Raw genomic sequence first — 18050 nt, forward strand, 5'->3', positions numbered from 1 at the left:
GCCAGTCTTTCTCCTAGGAATCATCGTGGACAGTTGCAGCACTTCGTTGCGTGCTCCGCTTGCCGCCTGAACGCCTGTCCGCCGCAGTCCTGCTGCCCCGGCTCGCGTTCCGCGAGCCATGCACGCCTCCCGTTTCACACAGCATTGCGCATTCGCACGGTACAGTACCGCGCGACGACGGCCATCGCGCGTCGTCCGGCCTCGCGCCGCGACCGCGCGGGCCCGCATGCGCCTCTTGCACGGCAGGACACACATGACCTTCGAATTCGCACTTCGACTTTTCACCGCGTTCGCATGCGGCGTCGCGATCGGCCTCGAGCGGCAGATCCGGCAGCGCACCGCGGGCCTGCGCACGATCACGCTCGTCGCGTGCGGCGCGTGCCTGTTCATCACGCTCGGCGTCCTGACCGGCGACGGCATCGAAGGCGTCACGCGGATCGCCGCGTACGTCGTATCCGGCGTCGGCTTTCTCGGCGGCGGCGTGATCATGCGCGACAAGGGCTCGATCCAGGGCATCAATACGGCCGCGACGCTGTGGTGTTCCGCAGCCGTCGGCGTGCTGTCCGGCACCGGGCACTTCGGGCCTGCGCTTGCGGGCACCTGCATCGTGCTGCTGACCAATACGCTGCTGCGCGGCGTCAGCCATTCGATCAACGCGCAGCCGGTATCGAACGCGGACCTCGTGCGCGAATACCAGATCGCGGTGATCTGCCTGGGGTCCGACGAAGTGCACATCCGCACGCTTCTGTCGAACCTGATGTATGCGAAGCCGCTGTCGTTCCAGAGTCTGACGAGCGAGGACGTGCCCGACCAGCCGGAGCGGCTCAAGGTTACCGCCACGCTGAAGCTGCATCCGAAGGATCAGCAGAAGCTCGAACAGATCGCGAGCCGGATCAGCATGGAAAAAAGCATCTCGAGCGTGAGCTGGACCGCGAAGGAAGCCGAGCCGATGATGGAATAGCGCGCGCGGCACCACGTCGCACGGGCATCACGGGGTATCGATGAGCCCCGCCGAAATCGCCTTCACGACCGCCTGCACCTTGTTCGACGCGCCGAGCTTCTCGAGGATGTTGTTCACGTGGAAGTTGACCGTACGTTCCGAGATGCTGAGGATCTGGCCGATCTCGCACGCGGTCTTCCCTTCGGCGGTCCAGCACAGCACCTCGCGCTCGCGCGCGGTCAGCGTGACGCGTGCCTCGGGCGACAGCTTCGGCACCATGAAGCGGCTCATCAGCGAATGCGACAGGTTCGCGAGCCAGTTCGTCTGCAGCGTCAGCATGTTGATTTCGGCCGGCGTCAGACGATCCGCGTGGCGCGCGATGCTCAGCAGGCCGAATGCGCCGCGCGCCGCCCAGCTCGACTGCGCGACGCCGACCGACAGCCCGAAATCGCGCGCGTCGCGCCACAGCGGACACGGCTCGATCTTGTCGACGTCGGGCCACACGATCATGTTCGTGCTCAGCGCGCCGTCGCGCACCGTCGAGTCGATCTCGATGTAGTTCTGCGCCTGATAGTGCGCCATCCAGCCGTCGGGATAGGTATCGAAGATCGCGACCGCCGGCTTCGACACCGGCAGCGGCACGCGGATGCCGTAGCAGCAGTATTCGAAGCCGAGCCGTTTCGAATAGGCGGCGATCCGCTGGAAGAGTTGCTGCTCGTCTTCCGCGGCGCTGAATTCATCGTAGGCATCCTGCCAGCGCAGTTCCATTCTTTCTCCGACAACGTCACGCTGTCATACTTGTCAGGTTCCAGCACCGATGGGCGCCTGATACATTCCAACGCATGACTTCTTCTTTGCTGCACGCGGTCCGCGGTCCGTCTCCGGACGGCTATGTGCGCCTCTCGGAAAGCGCGCTGGCCGCGCTCGCGCTCGACCACGTCGCAAGCGGCCTCGATCCTGCACTGCTCGCCGAACTGCGCGACAGCGCGATCGACGCGCGTCTCGCCGGCTATACCGAATGGCAGCGTCCGGCCGGCCCCGGCGTCGCGTACGTGACGGTCGGCTGGGACTGGTACCTCGAACGCGCATCGGGCACGTTCGTCATTCTCGACGGCGACGTGCGCAGCAACGCGATGGGCATCGACGCGAGCGGCGCCGACATCGGCATGCGCGGTACCGCTGCCGCGCTCGCGGCCCGGCTCGCATGCATCGACTGGGCTGCCGCCGTCGCGGCCGCGATTCTCGGGCGCGACCCCGTCCATCATGCCGGTCCGGCGCTGCAGTGACAATCACCGCATTCCTCTGACGTTTCCGCGATTCCGGCGCTCTTTATAAGCAAAAGCGCGCGCGTTTTCAATCCCGGCGCCCGGGAAACCGTTACCGCGTCGAAATTGGCGTTTCCGCGCCGCAATACTGTAAGAGTTACCAGTTACCGCCGCCTCGGGACGCGCGCTGTAATGCACGCATACCAAAACACATCCGAGGACATCCATGCAGACCTTCGTTCACGAGGGAAGGCAGTTGCCGATCGCCGAGGCGACGGAGCTCGCGCGCTATCGGCACCGCGTCTTCGTCGAGCAGCTTGGCTGGACGCTGCCGTCCGCGGACGAAGGAATCGATCGCGACGCGTTCGATCACGACGACACGGTGTACGTCATCGCGCGCGACGGCAGCGGCGAGCTGTGCGGTTGTGCGCGGCTGCTGCCGACCACGCGTCCGTACCTGCTCGAAACGCTGTTCGCCGATCTGATCGCGCCCGACCTGCCGCTGCCGCGCTCGACCGCGGTGTGGGAGCTGTCGCGGTTCGCCGCGAGCGGCGCCGACGGCGGCGCGACGGGCGCCGATTGGGCCGTGCGGCCGATGCTCGCGGCGGTCGTCTCGTGCGCGGCCGAGCGCGGCGCGCGACAGCTGATCGGCGTGACGTTCGCGAGCATGGAACGACTGTTTCGCAGGATCGGCGTGCACGCGCACCGCGCGGGGCCGCCGAAGCAGGTGGACGGGCGTCTGGTCGTCGCCTGCTGGATCGACCTCGATCCGCAAACGTTTGCAGCACTGGGAATCGAGCCGGAGCGCATCGCCCGGCCCGCCATTGCCGCCTGATCCGGCACGCGTGTCCGGCCGGGCGGCATCGTAACGAAGGAGAAACCACGTGGACCAGTCTCAGGTCTTTCGCGCGATGATGCCCGGATTGACGAGCGCCGACGGCGCGCGCATTGCAATCGCCTATCCCGCGTATGCACGGCCGCTGCCGCTCGTGCGGCTCGACCGCCGCGGGCTCGTGTTCCGCGCCGCCGGCGCCGCGCCGCTCGTTTGCGGCCTGCCGCGCGCGGCGACGCTGCTCGTCGCCGACGAGCCGCTCTGCTCGCTGCGCGTCGTGATCCGCGACGTCGCGCCCAGCGGCGACGGCCGTCACGACCTGACCATGCAGCCGTCCGGCGCGGCCGGCGACGAATTGCTGTGGCACGCGCTGCGCGACCGCGCGCCGTACCGGCGGATCCAGCAGCCGCTCGCGCCGGTCGATGTCGCGGCTGCCGGCGGCGCGCATGCGCCGGCCGACGACGTGCCGCGCCCGTCGCGCAGCGCCGCGTTCCGGCTCGCGTGCCGCAGCGACGCGCTGTTTTTCGCCGACTGGATCGAATATCACTTCGACGAGCTGCGCGCGCTGTCGCAGCAGCATGGGCCGCAGCTGAAGCTGAACGAGGTGAAACGGCAGGTTTCCGACGACGAGGTCGACGTCCGTTTCGTCTACGACGTAGAAGGCCACGCAACGCGGCACGTGCTGAACGACTGCGCGCGCGAAGCCTGTACTTGGATCGAGACCGAAATGCGCGACAAGTACGCGCTGCCGATCGCGCAGGAGCGGTTCCGGTCGCACGCCGCGCACGCGCGCGCGGGCGCCTGAATATGCAGCCCGGCCGCACGTTGCACGGATACAACAGCGCGTCGGCGGGGCTTGCTCGTTTCAGGGTTTTCCCTTAAATTGACGTCTGTCTCCTCCATGTCTCCAAACATGGTTTCGGCCCGCTCCAGCAGCGGGCTTTTTTATTGCCCGCGCGCCGGCTCGATGCGACACCGGCGGCGGCAAGCCGCCCCACCACTGCGCCGTCGTCAGGCGCTTGCGAGCGCGATGCGCGCCACTTCCGCAAAGTACCGCGCGCCCACCGGCAGGATGTCGTCGTTGAAGTCGTACGTCGCGTTGTGCAGCGGCACGCCGCCGCGCTCGCCCGCGCTCCCGTTGCCGATGAAGATGAAATTGCCGGGAACGACCTGCAGGAACGCGCCGAAGTCCTCCGAAATCATCATCGGCTGCACGTTCGCATCGACGTGCTGCGCGCCCGCGACGCGCGTCGCCGCCGCCACCGCGATATCGACGTAGTCCGGCGAATTGACGGTCGGCGCGAACTCGTGCGTGTACGCGAATTCGCATTCGACGCCATGCATCCTGCACATTCCCTCGCTCACTTCGCGCATCCGTGTCGCCAGTAGGTGCTGCACGTCGGGCGAATAGCTTCGCGTGTCGCCCTTGATCGTTACCGTCGACGGAATCACGTTGCGCAGCCCGTCGGTCAGAATCTCCGTACACGAAATCACCGCGGGCAGGCTCGGATCGAGATTGCGGGAAACGATCGTCTGCAGCGCGAGCACGATCTGCGCCGCGATCACGATCGGATCGACGCCCATATGCGGGCGCGCCGCATGCGTGCCGCGCGCATTGATCCGAATCACGAAGTTGTCTTCGCTCGCCATGATGCCGCCGGGACGCGTCGAGAACGATCCGGCCGGCATCCCCGGCATGTTGTGCGCGCCGAAGATCGCGTCGATCGGAAAGCGCTCGAACAGCCCGTCGGCCATCATCGCCTTGGCGCCGCGACCGTGCTCTTCCGCCGGCTGAAAAATGAACCGCACGGTCCCGTCGAAATCGCGTTGCTCGGCGAGCAACCGCGCCGCGCCGAGCACCATCGCCATATGGCCGTCGTGTCCGCACGCATGCATCTTGCCCGGCACGCACGACGCATGTGCGCGCGCCGGCACGTTCTCGACGATGTTCAGCGCGTCCATGTCCGCGCGCAATCCGATCGCGCGCGGACTCTCGCCCACCTTCAGATTGGCGACGACGCCGGTGCCGCCGATGCCGCGATGCACGTCGAGCCCGAAGCTTTCCAGAAGGGCCGCGACGTAGTCGGACGTCGCGACTTCCTCGAAGCCGGTCTCGGGGTGGCGGTGAAAGTGATGCCGCCAATGTTTCAACTTCGATTGCAGTGTGCTTTCCATGCTCGCGCTATCCGTCAAATCGCCGAATGGACCCGGCGCCGGCCGCGCGCTTGCGTCGCCCGATACGCGCGGACCGCCTGATCTCGACAGACGCGCGTCACGTTGACGTCGCGTTGTCCCAAAAATAATATTTCAAGGCGCGTCGAATTTCGGCGCATTCTTCGCCGCCGTTCTGCAAGAAAATTTCGTCTCTCCACCCCACCGCCCCGATGCTAGACAACTACGATCTGAAGCTCCTGAGCGAGATCCAGCGCGACGCCGATACGCCGCAAAGCGAACTTGCCGCGCGCGTGAACCTGTCTCCGGCGGCCGTGAACCGCCGGTTGCGGCGGCTCGCCGACGAAGGCGTGATCGACCGCTATACGGCGATCCTCGCGCCCGAGAAGGTCGGCTACCCGCTGACGATCGTCACGACGATCGAAGTCGAAAGCGAACAGATCGACCTGCTCGATGCGATGAAGCGCACGTTCGAGTCGTGTGCGCAGATCCAGCAGTGCTACTACGTCGCGGGCGAATGGGACTTCGTGCTGATCTTCTCCGTGCGTCACATGGAGGAGTACAACGACCTGACGCGGCAACTTTTCTTCGCCAACAACAACGTGAAGCGGTTCAAGACGCTCGTCACGATGAGCCGCGTGAAGGCGGGGCTCGAGATTCCGATCGGCCCCGCGAGCTGACGCGCGGCCGACTCAGACGTGAGTCGCCGCCCGGCTCGGCGCGCCGGCCGCCCGGGCCGCCTGTCGCGCCAGCACCGCGTCGGCCGTCTCGCCGACCAGTTCGCGATACGTATCGGGCGCGGTCGCGCCTTCCGTATTTACGACCAGCACGCGCGAATCGCGATCGAGCCCGACGCGCTCGGCCTGCGCGCGATCCTTCAGCAGCACGGCGACGCCGGCGAGCCCCGCGGCACCCGACTCGCCGGCAACGATCGGCACGTCGCCGTCGCGGCCTGTCGCCAGCACGCGCATTGCATCGATCGCATCGGCGTCGGCGATCGTCATGAAGTCGTCGACGGCCGGCTGCAGGAATCGCCACGCGAGCGGCGACGTCTCGCCGCACGCGAGCCCGGCCATCACCGAATCGACGGAGCCCGTCGCGCGCGACGGTTTGCCGGCGACCGCGCTCTGGTACAGACAATCGGCCTGCTGCGGCTCGACGACGACGAATCGCGGCCGATGCGCGCCGTGAAACTCCCATAGATAGCTGACGATGCCCGCCGCGAGACCGCCGACGCCGCCCTGCAGGAACACGTGCGTATAGGCCGGCCGATCGGGTCGGGCGCCGCTCTGCTCGACGAACTCCGCGGCGACGGTGCCGTAGCCCTGCATCACGTCGCGCGGAATGTCTTCGTAGCCGTCGTACGACGTATCGGACACCACGTGCCAGCCGTTCAGCGACGCGAGCCGCGCGGCTTCCTCGACCGATGCGTCGTAGTTGCCGGCGATCCGGACGATCTGCGCGCCATACGCAGCGATCGCCCGCTCGCGTTCGATGCTGACGTTCGCATGCAGCACGATCACGCATCGACAGCCGAGCGTCTGTGCAGCGGCCGCGAGCCCTTTGCCGTGATTGCCGTCCGTTGCGCTGACAACGGTAAAGCCTGCGAGCAACGCGCGATAGCGGCCGTCGAACAATGCGCGCGGATCGAGATCGTGCGCCGGCCACAGCCGGAGAATCAGGCGCACGAGCGCGATCGGCGCGCCGAGCGCCTTGAAGCTGCCGAGCACCGAGCGCGCGGACTCGTCCTTCACGCTCAGGCTCGCGATACCCGACGCGGCGGCGAACGCAGGCAACGTGCGCAACGGTGTAGGTGCAGGCGCAATCTTGTCCCAACAGGAGAGCCACGCGCGACTCTCCTTCGCTTTCTCGATGCTCAGGATGCGCTTCAGCGCGTCCGGGTATGGTGCGCGCGTCGCGCGCGGATTGGCGATCAACATGTCGTGAAATTTCAGCAATGAAGGGTTGGGATAAGGCGGCGCGTTCGGTGCAATTACGCGGCCGCCAGACGATCGAGCACGACGTCGAGCAGCAGACGGGCGCCGTCGACGAGTTGGCTGTCGTCCGTATGTTCGCGCGCGTTGTGGCTGATGCCGCCGCGGCTCGGCACGAAGATCATCGCGGCTGGCGCGATGCGCGCGATCATCTGCGCGTCGTGGCCGGCGCCCGACGTCATTCGGCGATACGAAAAGCCGCGGCGCGCAGCGGCTTTTTCGATCGCGTCGACGAGCGCGGCATCGAACACGACCGGCTCGAAACGCGCGAGCCGCTCGGTCGAAATCTGCACGCCTTCGAGTGCCGCGAGCTGCTCGAGATGGTCGGCGAGACGCTGCTCCGCTTGCTGCAGCCGCTGCTCGTCAGGGTCGCGCAGGTCCACCGTCAACACGGCCTTGCGTGGGATCACGTTGATCACGTTCGGCTCGATGCGCAGCATGCCGATCGTCGCGAGCGTCGTACCGGACGACACCGCGAGTTCGCGTAGAAACGTGGCGATCGCGGCCGCGACCCAGCCCGCATCGTGGCGCAGATGCATGGGCGTCGTGCCCGCATGGTTCGCGTTCCCCTGTACGGTGATCTGCTGCCACGAGATACCCTGCAGGTTCTCGACGACGCCGATACGGACGTTCTCCGCCTCGAGGATCGGCCCCTGCTCGATATGCAGCTCCAGATACGCATGCGGGACGATCGCGCCCGGTTCCAGGTCGCCGGCATAGCCGATGCGCGCGAGCTCGTCGCCGAGGCGCGTGCCGTCGATGCCGATCGTGTTCAGCGCGTCGTCGATCGACAGGCCGCCCGCATGGACGAGCGAGCCCATCATGTCGGGCTGATAGCGGATGCCTTCCTCGTTCGTAAAAGCGGCGACCGTGATCGGGCGTGCCGGTTCGATGCGCGCGTCGCGAAACGCGCGCGCGACCGCAAGACCGGCGAGCACGCCGTAGCAGCCGTCGAGCGCGCCGGCGTTCTTTACGGTGTCGATATGCGAGCCGATCATCAGCGGCTGCCGGCCCGCGGCCGCCGGGCCGGCGTGCAGCGTGCCGAAGATGTTGCCGATGCGGTCGATCCGGACGTCGAGGTCCAGCTCGCGCATCCACGCGACGACGCGGTCGCGGCCCGCGCGCTCGTCGTCGGTCAGCGCGATGCGCGTGCGGCCGCCGAGCTCGCGGTCGGCGCCAATCTCGCCGAGCTCGCGCAGTTGACGCAGAAGGACTGCGCCGTCCAGTTGCAGCGACGTGTTCATCCGGTGCTTCCGTCAAAAAGAACCGCGCCGGGTGGCGCGGGTGCGTGGAAGCAATGTTATTTCGGATGGGGTGGGATTTTTACTCGATGTGATGGGGTGCCGTGCAAGGTTCTTGCGTTTTTGCGGGGGTGTTTGCAAGGGGCGTGGGATGCGATGACGGCGACACTCTCAGGCCGCTATCCCGACGTCCACCGCGACGATGATTCCGTGCTCGACCCACGTCTGCCAGTTGCGCTCGAAGTCGAAACCGGCGTCGCGCGCGAGCGCGGCGTCGTAGGCATCGCCGATTGTGGTGCCGTCGCGCAGACTGGACAGCATCGCGAATGCGTTCCGCGATACCGCGATCACCTCCGGCATCCATTGCGGCCGGGCGACGATCATCCACTGCGGTCGGTCGACGTCGTCCGGATCGAACGCCTGACCGGACGCATGGAACGCGAGCCAGCGATCCGCAGCACGCGTCGACGTGTGAAGCAACTGCACGGCCGGATGAAGCCGAACCGAGCAATGCGCCAACGTGTCGCGCGTACATTGCGCCCATGGGTCCGGCAGTCGCGTCGTCGCGTCCGCAGCAAAACAGGCGCGATGGACCAGCCACTCGAGACGCGCGACGTCGGCGAGATGGCGACAGGTCGCCGTCGGCGGCCACGCCTCCAGCAACTCCGCCATGCGGCTGCCGAACCGGTTCAGATCGCCTGACCGGATCGGATCGGCGATGCCGTATTCACGCGACAGCGTCAGAAAGAAGTCGTCGCCCATCAGACCGCGCAGCACGGGATACGCGCAGGCCAATACGCGGTGCCACGTGTTCCATAGTCGAGCCCGGTAGCGCGCGACGCGCTCCCGGTTGTTGGCTTCATCGCCGACCAGCGCACCGAGCAGACGCTGTTCCGCATCCGGGTGCAGCAGCGACGTCACGAATTCGAGCTGCACGTGCTTCAGCCGCTCGCTCATCGCGCTCTCCTCGAGGCGAACGCATCGGCCACGTTTCTCGCCGTCGCGGCTTCGTCCAGAAGAATCGCGATCGGCGGAACGTCCGCATCACATTCGATCAGCGTCGACACGGTGCCGAATCGCTCGACCGCATAGCCGTAAAGCTGCCACACATCGGTCGGCACTCGGCGACCGCGATGGTTCGCGTCCGCGCGATGCCGGCATCGATACGCGCGCACATGGAGCTCCCTGACGGCATCTGCCGGAAACCGCCCGAGCGCCTCGAACGCATCTTCACCATGGTTGCACTGATTCACGTAGAGGCTCGTAACGTCGACGAGCAACGCACATCCCGTTCTTCCGACAAGTTCGGAAATGAAGTCGGTTTCCGTCATCTCGTCCTGTCGAAACGACACGTCGCGCGCGACGTTTTCGATCAACACGGTCCGCTTCAATGCGTGCTGCAAGCGGTCGACGTTCCGTACGACCACGTCGAGCGACTCGGACGTGAGCGGCAACGGCAGCGACTCGTGCAAGCGGCGTGTCAGCGCGACCGACCAGGACAAGTGCTCGGACACGAGTGCCGGCTGGAATCGATCGACCAGCGATGCGACGCGCTCGAGATGGCCGCCATCCAGCGGACCGGCCGAGCCGATGCTGAGCCCGACACCGTGGAAACTCAACGGATAGTCGCGTCGCACCTGCTCGAGCACATGAAGATCGTAGCCGCCGGCGCCGAGATAATTTTCGGTATGGACCTCGAGCCAGTCGACCGGCTGCGCTGCAGCCAGAAAGTCACGATAGTGGACGTCGCGAAGACCGACGCCCACGCCAAGATCGCGATTGATCCGTGCCGCAGCGTCCGCACGATCGCGCGCCGATTCGGGCAAAGCCTGTTCTGTTGCCATATTGCGTGATGTCTCCTTGACGGACAGATGCGTCGCGACCCTGGTCGATGGTGTGATGGAGGGCTTGCCGCCCGTCGAGACGCATCGACGCGGCGTGCTCATGTCTCGGCGCCTTCTGACGGATTCGATGAGGGAAAAAGACCGGCGATTGCAGAAGCCAGAATCATCCGATCGTGGTTGATCGGCACATGCGGACCCCTCACGCGCGGGCGAAACACGGCATCGCCGGGCCGTATCGACACACCCGACAGCATGCACACGGCGCTCCTGCGTGCAAGACCGATGCGCCAGACCTGGTCCGTGTAATGGCCCATGCAGGGATTGCTCCAGCTGATGCTGATCAACGTCGGCGACAGTTGCTCGACGGTCGAGATATGCAGCGGCGACGGGGCGTTTTCCATGATCGGGGACGTGTCAGCGAGATCCTGTCGGAAAGCCGAGAACGTCGTCGGCCTGGATGATTTGCATCGCGAATCTTTTTATCGAAGGCGCAACGTTACGATCGCATCGAGTTCCGGTCGTGCCGAACGCTCGTCGCACAATCTCCCGATCGAACGACGCGCACAACGAGCGACGCGCGATGGTCGTTTCGTCGTCCGGCACGCTTGCGGCGCGCTTTGTCGGCGAGGACACGGCCGTCCGCGCATGAACTTCGATCGCGCTTTCATACGTGCATCGATGCCGCTTTTCATACGCTCCGCCCTTACATCGGCCGCCTCGATCGTGCGAAGATTCTGTGCATTCGACGACAAGAATAGTAGAACCAAGATTTCCCATTTTTGTGTGTACCAAGCGGATGAATCGAGATTTTCAAATTCAGCTCGACCGGACGGCGAAGCTGTCCCTGGCAGAACAAATCCACATCAGTATCAGCAGAGCGATAGAGTCGGGCTTGCTCGCCCCCGGCACACGCCTTCCTTCATGGCAAGACCTCGCAGCGCAGCTCGGCGTCGCGCGCGGCACCGTGCAATCGGCGTACGAGCGCCTGTCCGACGCGCAAATGATCGAAACCTTCGGCGCCAGAGGGACGCGCGTTGCGCCACGATCGCGCGTCGTGCTGTCGCGGCCGCAGGTGCCGCCAGCCGGCGAGTTCATGAAGGCCTACGACGAGATGAACGCGGGGCCTGCGATCTTTCAGCTCGGCATTCCGGCATTCGAAGGGCTGCCGGAGAAGCTGTTCTCCCGTTCGCGCTCGTCGAACCTGCTGAAGGCCGGATCCTTGTCGTCGTTGCTCTATCCCGATCCGCGCGGCGAACTCGAACTGCGCACAGAGATCGCCGCGAATCTGGCGATCACGCGCAACTTTCACTGCCACCCCGAGCAGGTGTTCGTTACGTCCGGCTACGTGGCCGGCCTGGGACTGGCACTGCGCGTGCTGGGCATCGACGGCAGAAAAGTCTGGATGGAAGAGCCGGGATTCATGGTCACGCGCAAAGGACTCGAGCTCGCGCGTCTGAAGATCGTGCCGGTGCCGGTCGATGCAGACGGCATCAACGTCGATTACGCGCTCGCGCAAGCACCCGACGCCGCGCTGGCCGTCGTGACACCCGGGCAGCAGGCGCCGCTCGGGTCGACCCTCTCGTTGCGACGGCGTCTTCAGATGCTCGAATGGGCACGCACGAATCATGCATGGATCATCGAAGACGACTATCTCGGCGAGCTTCAGCTGCAAGGCCGGCCGGCACCGGCAATGGCGTCCCTCGACGAAGGCAAGCGCGTGATTCATGTCGGCTCCTTCAGCAAGACCATCAGCCCGGCGCTGCGGCTCGGCTTCGTCGTCGCGCCTGTCGAACTCGTCAATGCGTTCTCCGAAGTCACCGCAACGCTCGCCCCTGCACCGTCGCCGGTCATCCAGCTCGCCACGGCCGAATTCATGCGGCGCGGCCACTACATCCGTCGCGTGCGTCGGCTCAAGCGCCTCTATTCCGCACAGCGCGACGCACTCTGCGATCAGTTGAGAATGCGCAATGCGGAATGGATAACGGCCGGCCTATCCGTCCTGCTCAGGCTTCCCGATGGCGCGCCCGACACGAAAATCGTCAGGGAGGCGATGACGGTCGGCATCGCGCCGTCGCCGCTGTCCGCGTGGTTCGCGACGCCTTCCTGGACGAGGCCCGGCCTTCTGCTCAGCGTCGCCACCGCACCCGAGCAGCACGTGGCGACCTCGTGCCGCCGGCTGTTCGACATCATCGAACGCCACTGCGGAAAGACGCGGTAGCGACAGGCCGCCAGCGATCGCGGCAGGCCGTCGACGCCGCCCCGCCGCGCCCGACCCCATCGGTTCCCGCACGCGATGCGTGCCGGCCGTAACCGGTCACTGCCGGTCGATCCCGGGCTCCGCGCTTCGTACAGACGCGACGAGCAGACAAAGCGACGCGGCGAGCAGCACCAGGTCCTTGAGCAGGAACTGGCCAGGCAGCGCCGAGATGGCCGGAAAGCCGCCGGCCGTCGCTTCCGCGACACCCGGTGTGCTCAGGAAGAACGTCAGCGTGATCAGATAAGTCGCGGCCGACATCGCCGCACCCAGCGCGGACAGCACGGGCTGGAACGCACCGGCGATCAGCGCCGCAGCCGTCGAGAGTTCGAGCACGCCGATCACGTTGCTTGCGCCTTGAACGCCGAACGACGCGTTCAGCCAACTCATGATCGGGCTATTGACGACGAACGGTGCGATGCCGTTGGCTTCATAGCCGGTGAACTTCATGCCGCCGAACCACAGAAAGATGACGACGAGCGCCCATCGGAGCAGCGCAAGAAGCGACAGCGACCCAACACCCTTCTCAGCGATCTGCAGACGAAACTGATTTGCACGCGTGCTCATATTCGATATCCGATTCAAGTGAGAACTGACTTCGTTGACGAGAAAACTCACGCGCGGCCGCTCGAGCGATCGCACGTTTGCGGCACGGCCGACATCCGGACCAGCGCGGCGTTGCGTTGTCGAGTTAAGGAGCGAACGGGAAACGACTGTGTTGCGCCGTTTCGTCCTCGGGGCGGACCGACGCTATGGAAAGAAGGTGGGCGACGTTCGGTCGAGGCGTTTGAGGACCTTAGCGACCACTGCAATCGCAACGGCCGGCGAAATGTCGGCGAGGCTCGCCGCAGCCGTCGTACCGGCGAAGTGGAGCACATGGACCCCGTTCGCGGCCTCGACCGCGCGCAAGGCGGCAAACGGTTTGCCGGCGCGCACGTCGCGCGTTGCGGCAAGCGACCCGAGGGCTGGACTGGCGATGCGGTTCATGGCGTGCCTCGTTCGTCAGTGGGCTAGGAGTCTCCACTTTAGAGGCCGCCACTACGGATTTCGAGACTGCGGGGGCTCAACAACATGCCTGAAAGGATCAAACGCCGGCACGGTCCATTCGACGCCACCTGCCGCGTGCAAGGCGCGCTATTCGCCTTCGTTCGCGAGACGCCGCCATTGTCCGGGCGTCATCCCCATCTTGTCGGTGAACACACGCCGGAATGCCGCGACCGATCGATAGCCGATCGCCTCGGCCACGGCCTCGGTGCTCATCGTCGGCTTCTTCAGCTCGTTTGCGGCCAGTGTCATCCGGATGTCCGTGAGCAGGTCCGTGGCCGAGCGGCCCAGTTTGTCCTGGAAGTGCCGCATGAAGGTCGCGCGCGACATGTTGCACAGATCGGCCAGCTCGGGCAGGCTCCACGGTCGCGCGGGGTCGGCGAACATTGCCGAAATGGCCGGCGCCAGCCGCGGATGACCGGCCAGCGCGAGCAGCCCCGCCGGCGCCTGCCCCGATTCGCTGGCCGCGCGCAGCACGAGCGTAAAGAGCGCGGAAGTCAGGGCATTGAGGATCGCGTATCCGCCCGGCTTCTCGCCGGCCGACTCCATGCGCATCAGCGCGACGAGACTGGCGAGCTGGTTCGACGCAGAGCCGTTGCCGTCGTCGCTGCCGCCATCCGCGGAGCGCACGGTCAGTGTCGTCGGCAGGTAGTCGCGGATCAGCCGGTCATGCGGCGGCCGGATGAAGAAGCGTCCGCACAGCATGTCCAGGCGTTCGCCGCGACCGTCGTTCTCGCTGAGCATCCATCCGGCGAAACCCTGGCGATTATGCGCGCGGCCCGGCGTATGGCCGCTGCCGTCGTGCAGCACGTGCGCGGCACCGTGCGGCAGCAGCACGATGTCGCCGCTCGCCAGCTCCCTGACCGTCCCCGACTCGGTATCCTCGAGCACGGCACGCCCCTCGAGTACGACGTGGTACGGAATCTCGTGCGCGGCCGATCGATCCCACGCGACCTGCCACGGCGCACCGTACACGCAGCGGACCTCCACCCGGCCGGTGACGGTGATCATTTGCAGAAGATGGCTCAGCCAGTCGATGTCGGACATGGGATTTCAAAACCGGAAGCGTTCAGGCGGTTCGGGCATTTTATGGCGGTTTCGCGCGACCGTACGCGCGTGCGATAGCGCCTTCGACGGCGCGCGAACGGGTCAGACGAATCGCTTCCTGTACTGGACGAAATCCGATCGCTCGGCGACGCGATCGTAAAGCTGCATCGCCCGATAGTTCGTCTTGTGCGTCAGCCAGTACACGCGCGGTACGCTGCGACGCGCCGCGTCGGCATAGACGTGCTCGATCAGCGCGCGGCCGGCTCCGCGACCGCGCGCGTCGTCCGCGACGAACAGGTCCTGCAGATAGCAGTAGTCGTCGGTCGTCCACGTCGATCGGTGATACAGCCAATGCACGAGCCCGAACACCTGTTCGCCGGCGACCGCGAGCGCGGCATGCATCAGCTCGGACGGATCCATAAAGCGCGCCCACGTCGCCTGCGTCACGGAGTCCGGAATATCGACCTCGTAAAAGCGCTGATAGCCCTTCCACAACGAATACCAGACGTCGAAATCGCCGCGCTCGACCGGTCTGATGTCGACGCGCGGCAGCGAGCGCGCCCGATCGTGCGCACCGCGCAGCCACGCATCCAGACCGATACGGCCGACACGCGCTGCGCGCGACGGCACCAGCGAATCGTGCTGGAGCCGTCCGCCGAAATATCTCGCATCCGCATCCTTGGCGACGCTTCGCCGGTCGCCGACCGACCTCAGGCAGCGCGCGACGATGTCGTCGAACGGCGCCCGCTCGGGGCCCGCGATTTCGACGATCGCGTTCCGTGGCGTCGCGAGCGCCACTTGCGCGACGATGGCCGCGACGTCGTCGGCCGCGATCGGTTGAAGCAGCGCCGACGGCAGTCTGACGACGTCGCCGTCCGTATGCGCGTCTGCGATATCGCGCAGGAACTCGAAGAACTGCGTCGACCGAACGATCGTATACGGGATGCCCGATGCCTCGACCTGATTTTCCTGGGTCATCTTCGCGCGGTAATAGGGCTGATCCGGCACGCGGTCCGTGCCGACGATCGACAGCACGACATGATGCCGCACGCCCGCCGCCGCTTCCGCCGCAAGCAGGTTGCGACCGGCCGTCTCGAAGAATGCCTGCACGGCCGCTGCGTCGGACGAACGCCTGTCCGACAGATCGATCACGACGTGTGCGCCGGCGACGGCTGCGTCGAGGCCGGCGCCCGTGAATACGTCGACACCCCGTTTGCGCGACGCTGCTACCACCTCGTGTCCGCCGGCCTGCAGAACGGCAACCGTCTTCGCACCTATCAGGCCGGTGCCGCCGATCACGACTATCTTCATGATTGCCACTCCCTGTTCAATGGCCCGACACGGCCGCCCGAATCGCCGAAACGTCGATTGCCGCGAGGGCCTGCTCGACTGCAGATGCCGCTTGGTCCGGCGACAGAAACGCAGTGCCCTGCACCGGAAGAAACTGCAGCGAGTTCAACCCGATACAGCCGAATGCGGCCGATAGATACGGCGTCAGGAAATCCGGCTGATTCGCGCGTTCGCCGCTAAAGACGCCGCCGGCAGCGACGCCCACGAACACCGGACGGTCGCGGAGCAAGCCGATCTTGCCGGTCGGCGTCGACTTCATCGTCCGCCCGACGCGCAGCACATGGTCGATCCACGTCTTGAAGCCTGACGGAATCGTGAAGTTGTTCATCGGCGTACCGATCGCGATCACGTCGGCCGCCTCGACATCCCGAATCAGCGTTTCGGAGAGCGCCAGCGCCGCCTGCGGCGGATTGGCCAACGTCGCGGGCGTCGAGAGCGCAGTCGCATAGCCCGACGTCGCGTGCGGCAACGGAACGGCACCGAAGTCGCGCCGGCTGATGCTCGCACCCGGCGAAATCTCGAGCAGCTTCGCGACGATCGCCGCCGACAGCTGGCGGCTGTACGATTCCGCTCGCGGGCTGAAATCAATATGAAGAATGTTCATGCGATCGATTCCATTCGTTCCGTCAGCTCGCCGCCACCTGCAGCCCGCGCTGCACCGCCGGTCGCGCGAGACCGCGTTCGAGCCACGCGTTCACGTGAACAAAGCGGTCGAAGCCGACCAGCTCGCGCGCTTCGTAAAAGCCGATCAGATTGCGCACCCAGCCGAGCAGCGACATGTCCGCGATGCTGTAATCGGCACCCATCACCCAGTCGCGGCCCGCAAGACGTTCGTCGAGCACGCCGAGCAGCCGCGCGGACTCCGTGACGTAGCGGTTCAACGGACGCTTGTCTTCATACGCTTTACCGGCGAACCGGTTGAAGAAGCCGACCTGACCGAACATCGGCCCGACACCGCCCATCTGCCACATCAGCCACTGCAGCGTCTCGTATCGCGTGTGCGGATCGGCCGACAGGAATTGCCCGGTCTTGTCGGCGAGATAAATGAGGATCGCGCCGGATTCGAATAGCGCAAGCGGTCGGCCGCCCGGTCCGTTCGGATCGTAGATCGCCGGAATTTTGCAGTTGGGGTTGAGCGCGACGAAGGCCGGCTCGTGATGCGCGTTCGCGAGAATGTCGATGCGATGCGCCTCGTACGCGAGGCCCGTCTCTTCCAGCATGATGCCCACCTTCACGCCGTTGGGCGTCGGCAGCGAAAAGAGCTGGAGCCGATCGGGATGGCGCGCCGGCCAGCGCGTGAAAACGGGATGATCGAGTGTCACTTTCTTGCTCCTGCATTTGCAGGTCGAACGCGCGGCCCGGATACTACCTGCATGCCTTCGTGGTCGCATCCGGGCGCGTCGGCGCTATACCTGCATTGCGTCGACGTTCCGCCAGCGCGCGAAGCCGCGCGCCATGACGGCGGTCAAATCGCGCCCGCCGGCGGAACGGCCGGAAAATCCTGCTCGGGATCGAACACGTTGTTGAAAAAATTTGTCAGCGAGTACATCGCCACGAGCGCGACGATCTCCATCACGTTCGCATCCGTATAGCCGGCGTCGCGAACGGCCTTCAGATCGGCGTCGTCGACTTTGCCGCGCGTTTCGATCACCTTGCGCGCGAACTGCACGGCGGCGTCACGCTTCGGATCGGTCGCGTGCCCCTTGCGCGCCAGAATGATTTCATCGGCAGGCAGCTTGGCCATGTGCTCGGCGGTCATGCTGTGAACCGTCAGGCAGTAGTTGCAGCCGTTCACTTCCGACACGGCCAGGCCGATGCTATCGCGCGTCTTGACGTCCAGCGCCTTGCTCAGCGCACCGAGCAGCGTGGCCCATGCATTGAACGCGATCGGGCTTTGCGCGAAGCTCGCCATCATGTTCGGCGTAAAGCCGATGTTCTTCGTAAACGCGGCGAGCGTCGGCTTCGATTCTGCCGGCACCTGTTCCGGCGTGAGCACTGCAGTCCTTGCCATCATCATCTCCGTGAGTGACTCGTATCACTGATCGACGAAAGCCCGTGCAGGCGCCG

At 65.7% G+C, this 18050-nt stretch carries 20 protein-coding genes; 6 read left to right on the top strand and 14 right to left on the bottom strand.

The annotated features are described in order from the left end of the window. Positions 1-253 precede the first annotated feature (253 nt). On the top strand, positions 254-961 hold the full coding sequence (locus tag NP80_RS09535; RefSeq protein WP_006403201.1) for an MgtC/SapB family protein: 708 nt from the start codon (positions 254-256) through the stop codon (positions 959-961). A gap of 27 nt (positions 962-988) precedes the next feature. Here NP80_RS09535 and NP80_RS09540 read toward each other — a convergent pair whose 3' ends face one another. Beyond that, on the bottom strand, positions 989-1708 hold the full coding sequence (locus tag NP80_RS09540) for an autoinducer binding domain-containing protein (RefSeq protein WP_006409826.1): 720 nt from the start codon (positions 1706-1708) through the stop codon (positions 989-991). 74 nt (positions 1709-1782) lie between these two features. On the opposite strand from NP80_RS09540, the gene NP80_RS09545 reads away from it, so the two are divergent. The 3 genes from NP80_RS09545 to NP80_RS09555 all read left to right on the top strand — a co-directional run bounded on the left by NP80_RS09545 (position 1783) and on the right by NP80_RS09555 (position 3842). Beyond that, the gene (locus NP80_RS09545; RefSeq protein WP_035946557.1) at positions 1783-2226 is read left to right on the top strand and encodes a DUF4902 domain-containing protein; all 444 of its coding nucleotides are present in this window, start codon (positions 1783-1785) and stop codon (positions 2224-2226) included. A gap of 205 nt (positions 2227-2431) precedes the next feature. Further along, on the top strand, positions 2432-3040 hold the full coding sequence (locus tag NP80_RS09550; protein WP_006409828.1) for an acyl-homoserine-lactone synthase: 609 nt from the start codon (positions 2432-2434) through the stop codon (positions 3038-3040). A 49-nt stretch (positions 3041-3089) separates the two neighbouring features. Further along, the gene (locus NP80_RS09555) at positions 3090-3842 is read left to right on the top strand and encodes a hypothetical protein (protein ID WP_045593393.1); all 753 of its coding nucleotides are present in this window, start codon (positions 3090-3092) and stop codon (positions 3840-3842) included. Positions 3843-4048: 206 nt separating this feature from the next. Here NP80_RS09555 and NP80_RS09560 read toward each other — a convergent pair whose 3' ends face one another. Continuing rightward, a complete protein-coding gene (locus tag NP80_RS09560) occupies positions 4049-5212 on the bottom strand; it encodes a M20 aminoacylase family protein (RefSeq protein ID WP_006410473.1) in 1164 nt (387 codons plus the stop codon). 209 nt (positions 5213-5421) lie between these two features. Between NP80_RS09560 and NP80_RS09565 the strand changes: the two genes are divergently transcribed. Then, entirely contained in the window at positions 5422-5889 is a 468-nt protein-coding gene (locus NP80_RS09565; RefSeq protein ID WP_006403194.1) for an Lrp/AsnC family transcriptional regulator, read from the top strand. A gap of 12 nt (positions 5890-5901) precedes the next feature. Here the strand turns inward: NP80_RS09565 and NP80_RS09570 are convergent, their stop codons facing one another. The 5 genes from NP80_RS09570 to NP80_RS09590 all read right to left on the bottom strand — a co-directional run bounded on the left by NP80_RS09570 (position 5902) and on the right by NP80_RS09590 (position 10689). Then, positions 5902-7149, bottom strand: coding sequence for a diaminopropionate ammonia-lyase (locus NP80_RS09570; protein ID WP_006410477.1), 1248 nt, complete (start codon positions 7147-7149; stop codon positions 5902-5904). A 53-nt stretch (positions 7150-7202) separates the two neighbouring features. Continuing rightward, a complete protein-coding gene (locus tag NP80_RS09575; protein WP_006410470.1) occupies positions 7203-8447 on the bottom strand; it encodes a Zn-dependent hydrolase in 1245 nt (414 codons plus the stop codon). Between the two features lie 168 nt (positions 8448-8615). Next, the gene (locus NP80_RS09580) at positions 8616-9401 is read right to left on the bottom strand and encodes an HvfC/BufC N-terminal domain-containing protein (protein ID WP_006410479.1); all 786 of its coding nucleotides are present in this window, start codon (positions 9399-9401) and stop codon (positions 8616-8618) included. Continuing rightward, positions 9398-10390 (bottom strand): MbnB/TglH/ChrH family RiPP precursor modification enzyme, encoded by a 993-nt coding sequence (locus NP80_RS09585; protein ID WP_006410472.1) that lies wholly within the window; start codon positions 10388-10390, stop codon positions 9398-9400. Before NP80_RS09585 ends, NP80_RS09580 begins: the two co-directional genes overlap by 4 nt. Beyond that, positions 10387-10689 carry a DUF3331 domain-containing protein gene (locus tag NP80_RS09590; RefSeq protein WP_006403188.1) on the bottom strand — a complete coding sequence of 101 codons (303 nt, stop codon included), beginning with the start codon at positions 10687-10689 and terminating at the stop codon, positions 10387-10389. Before NP80_RS09590 ends, NP80_RS09585 begins: the two co-directional genes overlap by 4 nt. A 395-nt stretch (positions 10690-11084) precedes the next feature. On the opposite strand from NP80_RS09590, the gene pdxR reads away from it, so the two are divergent. Beyond that, the gene (pdxR, locus tag NP80_RS09595; protein WP_172488726.1) at positions 11085-12506 is read left to right on the top strand and encodes a MocR-like pyridoxine biosynthesis transcription factor PdxR; all 1422 of its coding nucleotides are present in this window, start codon (positions 11085-11087) and stop codon (positions 12504-12506) included. A 96-nt stretch (positions 12507-12602) separates the two neighbouring features. On the opposite strand, the gene NP80_RS09600 is transcribed toward pdxR, so the two are convergent. From NP80_RS09600 to NP80_RS09630, 7 genes are all read right to left on the bottom strand, one after another. Further along, on the bottom strand, positions 12603-13109 hold the full coding sequence (locus NP80_RS09600; RefSeq protein ID WP_035487560.1) for a YkgB family protein: 507 nt from the start codon (positions 13107-13109) through the stop codon (positions 12603-12605). Between the two features lie 183 nt (positions 13110-13292). Further along, entirely contained in the window at positions 13293-13529 is a 237-nt protein-coding gene (locus NP80_RS09605) for a hypothetical protein (protein ID WP_035947178.1), read from the bottom strand. Positions 13530-13676: 147 nt separating this feature from the next. Next, complete coding sequence (locus tag NP80_RS09610) at positions 13677-14633, bottom strand: AraC family transcriptional regulator (protein WP_006403183.1); 957 nt, start codon at positions 14631-14633, stop codon at positions 13677-13679. A gap of 102 nt (positions 14634-14735) precedes the next feature. Beyond that, positions 14736-15944, bottom strand: coding sequence for a GNAT family N-acetyltransferase (locus NP80_RS09615; RefSeq protein WP_035947181.1), 1209 nt, complete (start codon positions 15942-15944; stop codon positions 14736-14738). Positions 15945-15960: 16 nt separating this feature from the next. Continuing rightward, positions 15961-16587, bottom strand: a complete 627-nt coding sequence (locus tag NP80_RS09620; RefSeq protein ID WP_006410467.1) for an FMN-dependent NADH-azoreductase — start codon at positions 16585-16587, stop codon at positions 15961-15963. Positions 16588-16609: 22 nt separating this feature from the next. Next, positions 16610-17305 (bottom strand): glutathione S-transferase N-terminal domain-containing protein, encoded by a 696-nt coding sequence (locus NP80_RS09625; protein WP_006410468.1) that lies wholly within the window; start codon positions 17303-17305, stop codon positions 16610-16612. Between the two features lie 143 nt (positions 17306-17448). After that, positions 17449-17994: a carboxymuconolactone decarboxylase family protein gene (locus tag NP80_RS09630; RefSeq protein ID WP_035947187.1), complete on the bottom strand. Its 546-nt coding sequence runs from the start codon at positions 17992-17994 to the stop codon at positions 17449-17451. Positions 17995-18050 lie beyond the last annotated feature (56 nt).

The sequence above is a fragment of the Burkholderia multivorans ATCC BAA-247 genome, assembly GCF_000959525.1.
Classification (GTDB): Bacteria; Pseudomonadota; Gammaproteobacteria; order Burkholderiales; family Burkholderiaceae; genus Burkholderia; species Burkholderia multivorans.

Bases quoted from the DNA above. Each gene is read 5' to 3' on its own strand.
- NP80_RS09535 (WP_006403201.1), top strand. From the start codon at position 254: ATGACCTTCGAATTCGCACTTCGACTTTTCACCGCGTTCGCATGCGGC.
- NP80_RS09540 (WP_006409826.1), bottom strand. From the start codon at position 1,708: ATGGAACTGCGCTGGCAGGATGCCTACGATGAATTCAGCGCCGCGGAA.
- NP80_RS09545 (WP_035946557.1), top strand. From the start codon at position 1,783: ATGACTTCTTCTTTGCTGCACGCGGTCCGCGGTCCGTCTCCGGACGGC.
- NP80_RS09550 (WP_006409828.1), top strand. From the start codon at position 2,432: ATGCAGACCTTCGTTCACGAGGGAAGGCAGTTGCCGATCGCCGAGGCG.
- NP80_RS09560 (WP_006410473.1), bottom strand. From the start codon at position 5,212: ATGGAAAGCACACTGCAATCGAAGTTGAAACATTGGCGGCATCACTTT.
- NP80_RS09565 (WP_006403194.1), top strand. From the start codon at position 5,422: ATGCTAGACAACTACGATCTGAAGCTCCTGAGCGAGATCCAGCGCGAC.
- NP80_RS09570 (WP_006410477.1), bottom strand. From the start codon at position 7,149: ATGTTGATCGCCAATCCGCGCGCGACGCGCGCACCATACCCGGACGCG.
- NP80_RS09575 (WP_006410470.1), bottom strand. From the start codon at position 8,447: ATGAACACGTCGCTGCAACTGGACGGCGCAGTCCTTCTGCGTCAACTG.
- NP80_RS09580 (WP_006410479.1), bottom strand. From the start codon at position 9,401: ATGAGCGAGCGGCTGAAGCACGTGCAGCTCGAATTCGTGACGTCGCTG.
- NP80_RS09585 (WP_006410472.1), bottom strand. From the start codon at position 10,390: ATGAGCACGCCGCGTCGATGCGTCTCGACGGGCGGCAAGCCCTCCATC.
- NP80_RS09590 (WP_006403188.1), bottom strand. From the start codon at position 10,689: ATGGAAAACGCCCCGTCGCCGCTGCATATCTCGACCGTCGAGCAACTG.
- pdxR (WP_172488726.1), top strand. From the start codon at position 11,085: ATGAATCGAGATTTTCAAATTCAGCTCGACCGGACGGCGAAGCTGTCC.
- NP80_RS09600 (WP_035487560.1), bottom strand. From the start codon at position 13,109: ATGAGCACGCGTGCAAATCAGTTTCGTCTGCAGATCGCTGAGAAGGGT.
- NP80_RS09605 (WP_035947178.1), bottom strand. From the start codon at position 13,529: ATGAACCGCATCGCCAGTCCAGCCCTCGGGTCGCTTGCCGCAACGCGC.
- NP80_RS09610 (WP_006403183.1), bottom strand. From the start codon at position 14,633: ATGTCCGACATCGACTGGCTGAGCCATCTTCTGCAAATGATCACCGTC.
- NP80_RS09615 (WP_035947181.1), bottom strand. From the start codon at position 15,944: ATGAAGATAGTCGTGATCGGCGGCACCGGCCTGATAGGTGCGAAGACG.
- NP80_RS09620 (WP_006410467.1), bottom strand. From the start codon at position 16,587: ATGAACATTCTTCATATTGATTTCAGCCCGCGAGCGGAATCGTACAGC.
- NP80_RS09630 (WP_035947187.1), bottom strand. From the start codon at position 17,994: ATGGCAAGGACTGCAGTGCTCACGCCGGAACAGGTGCCGGCAGAATCG.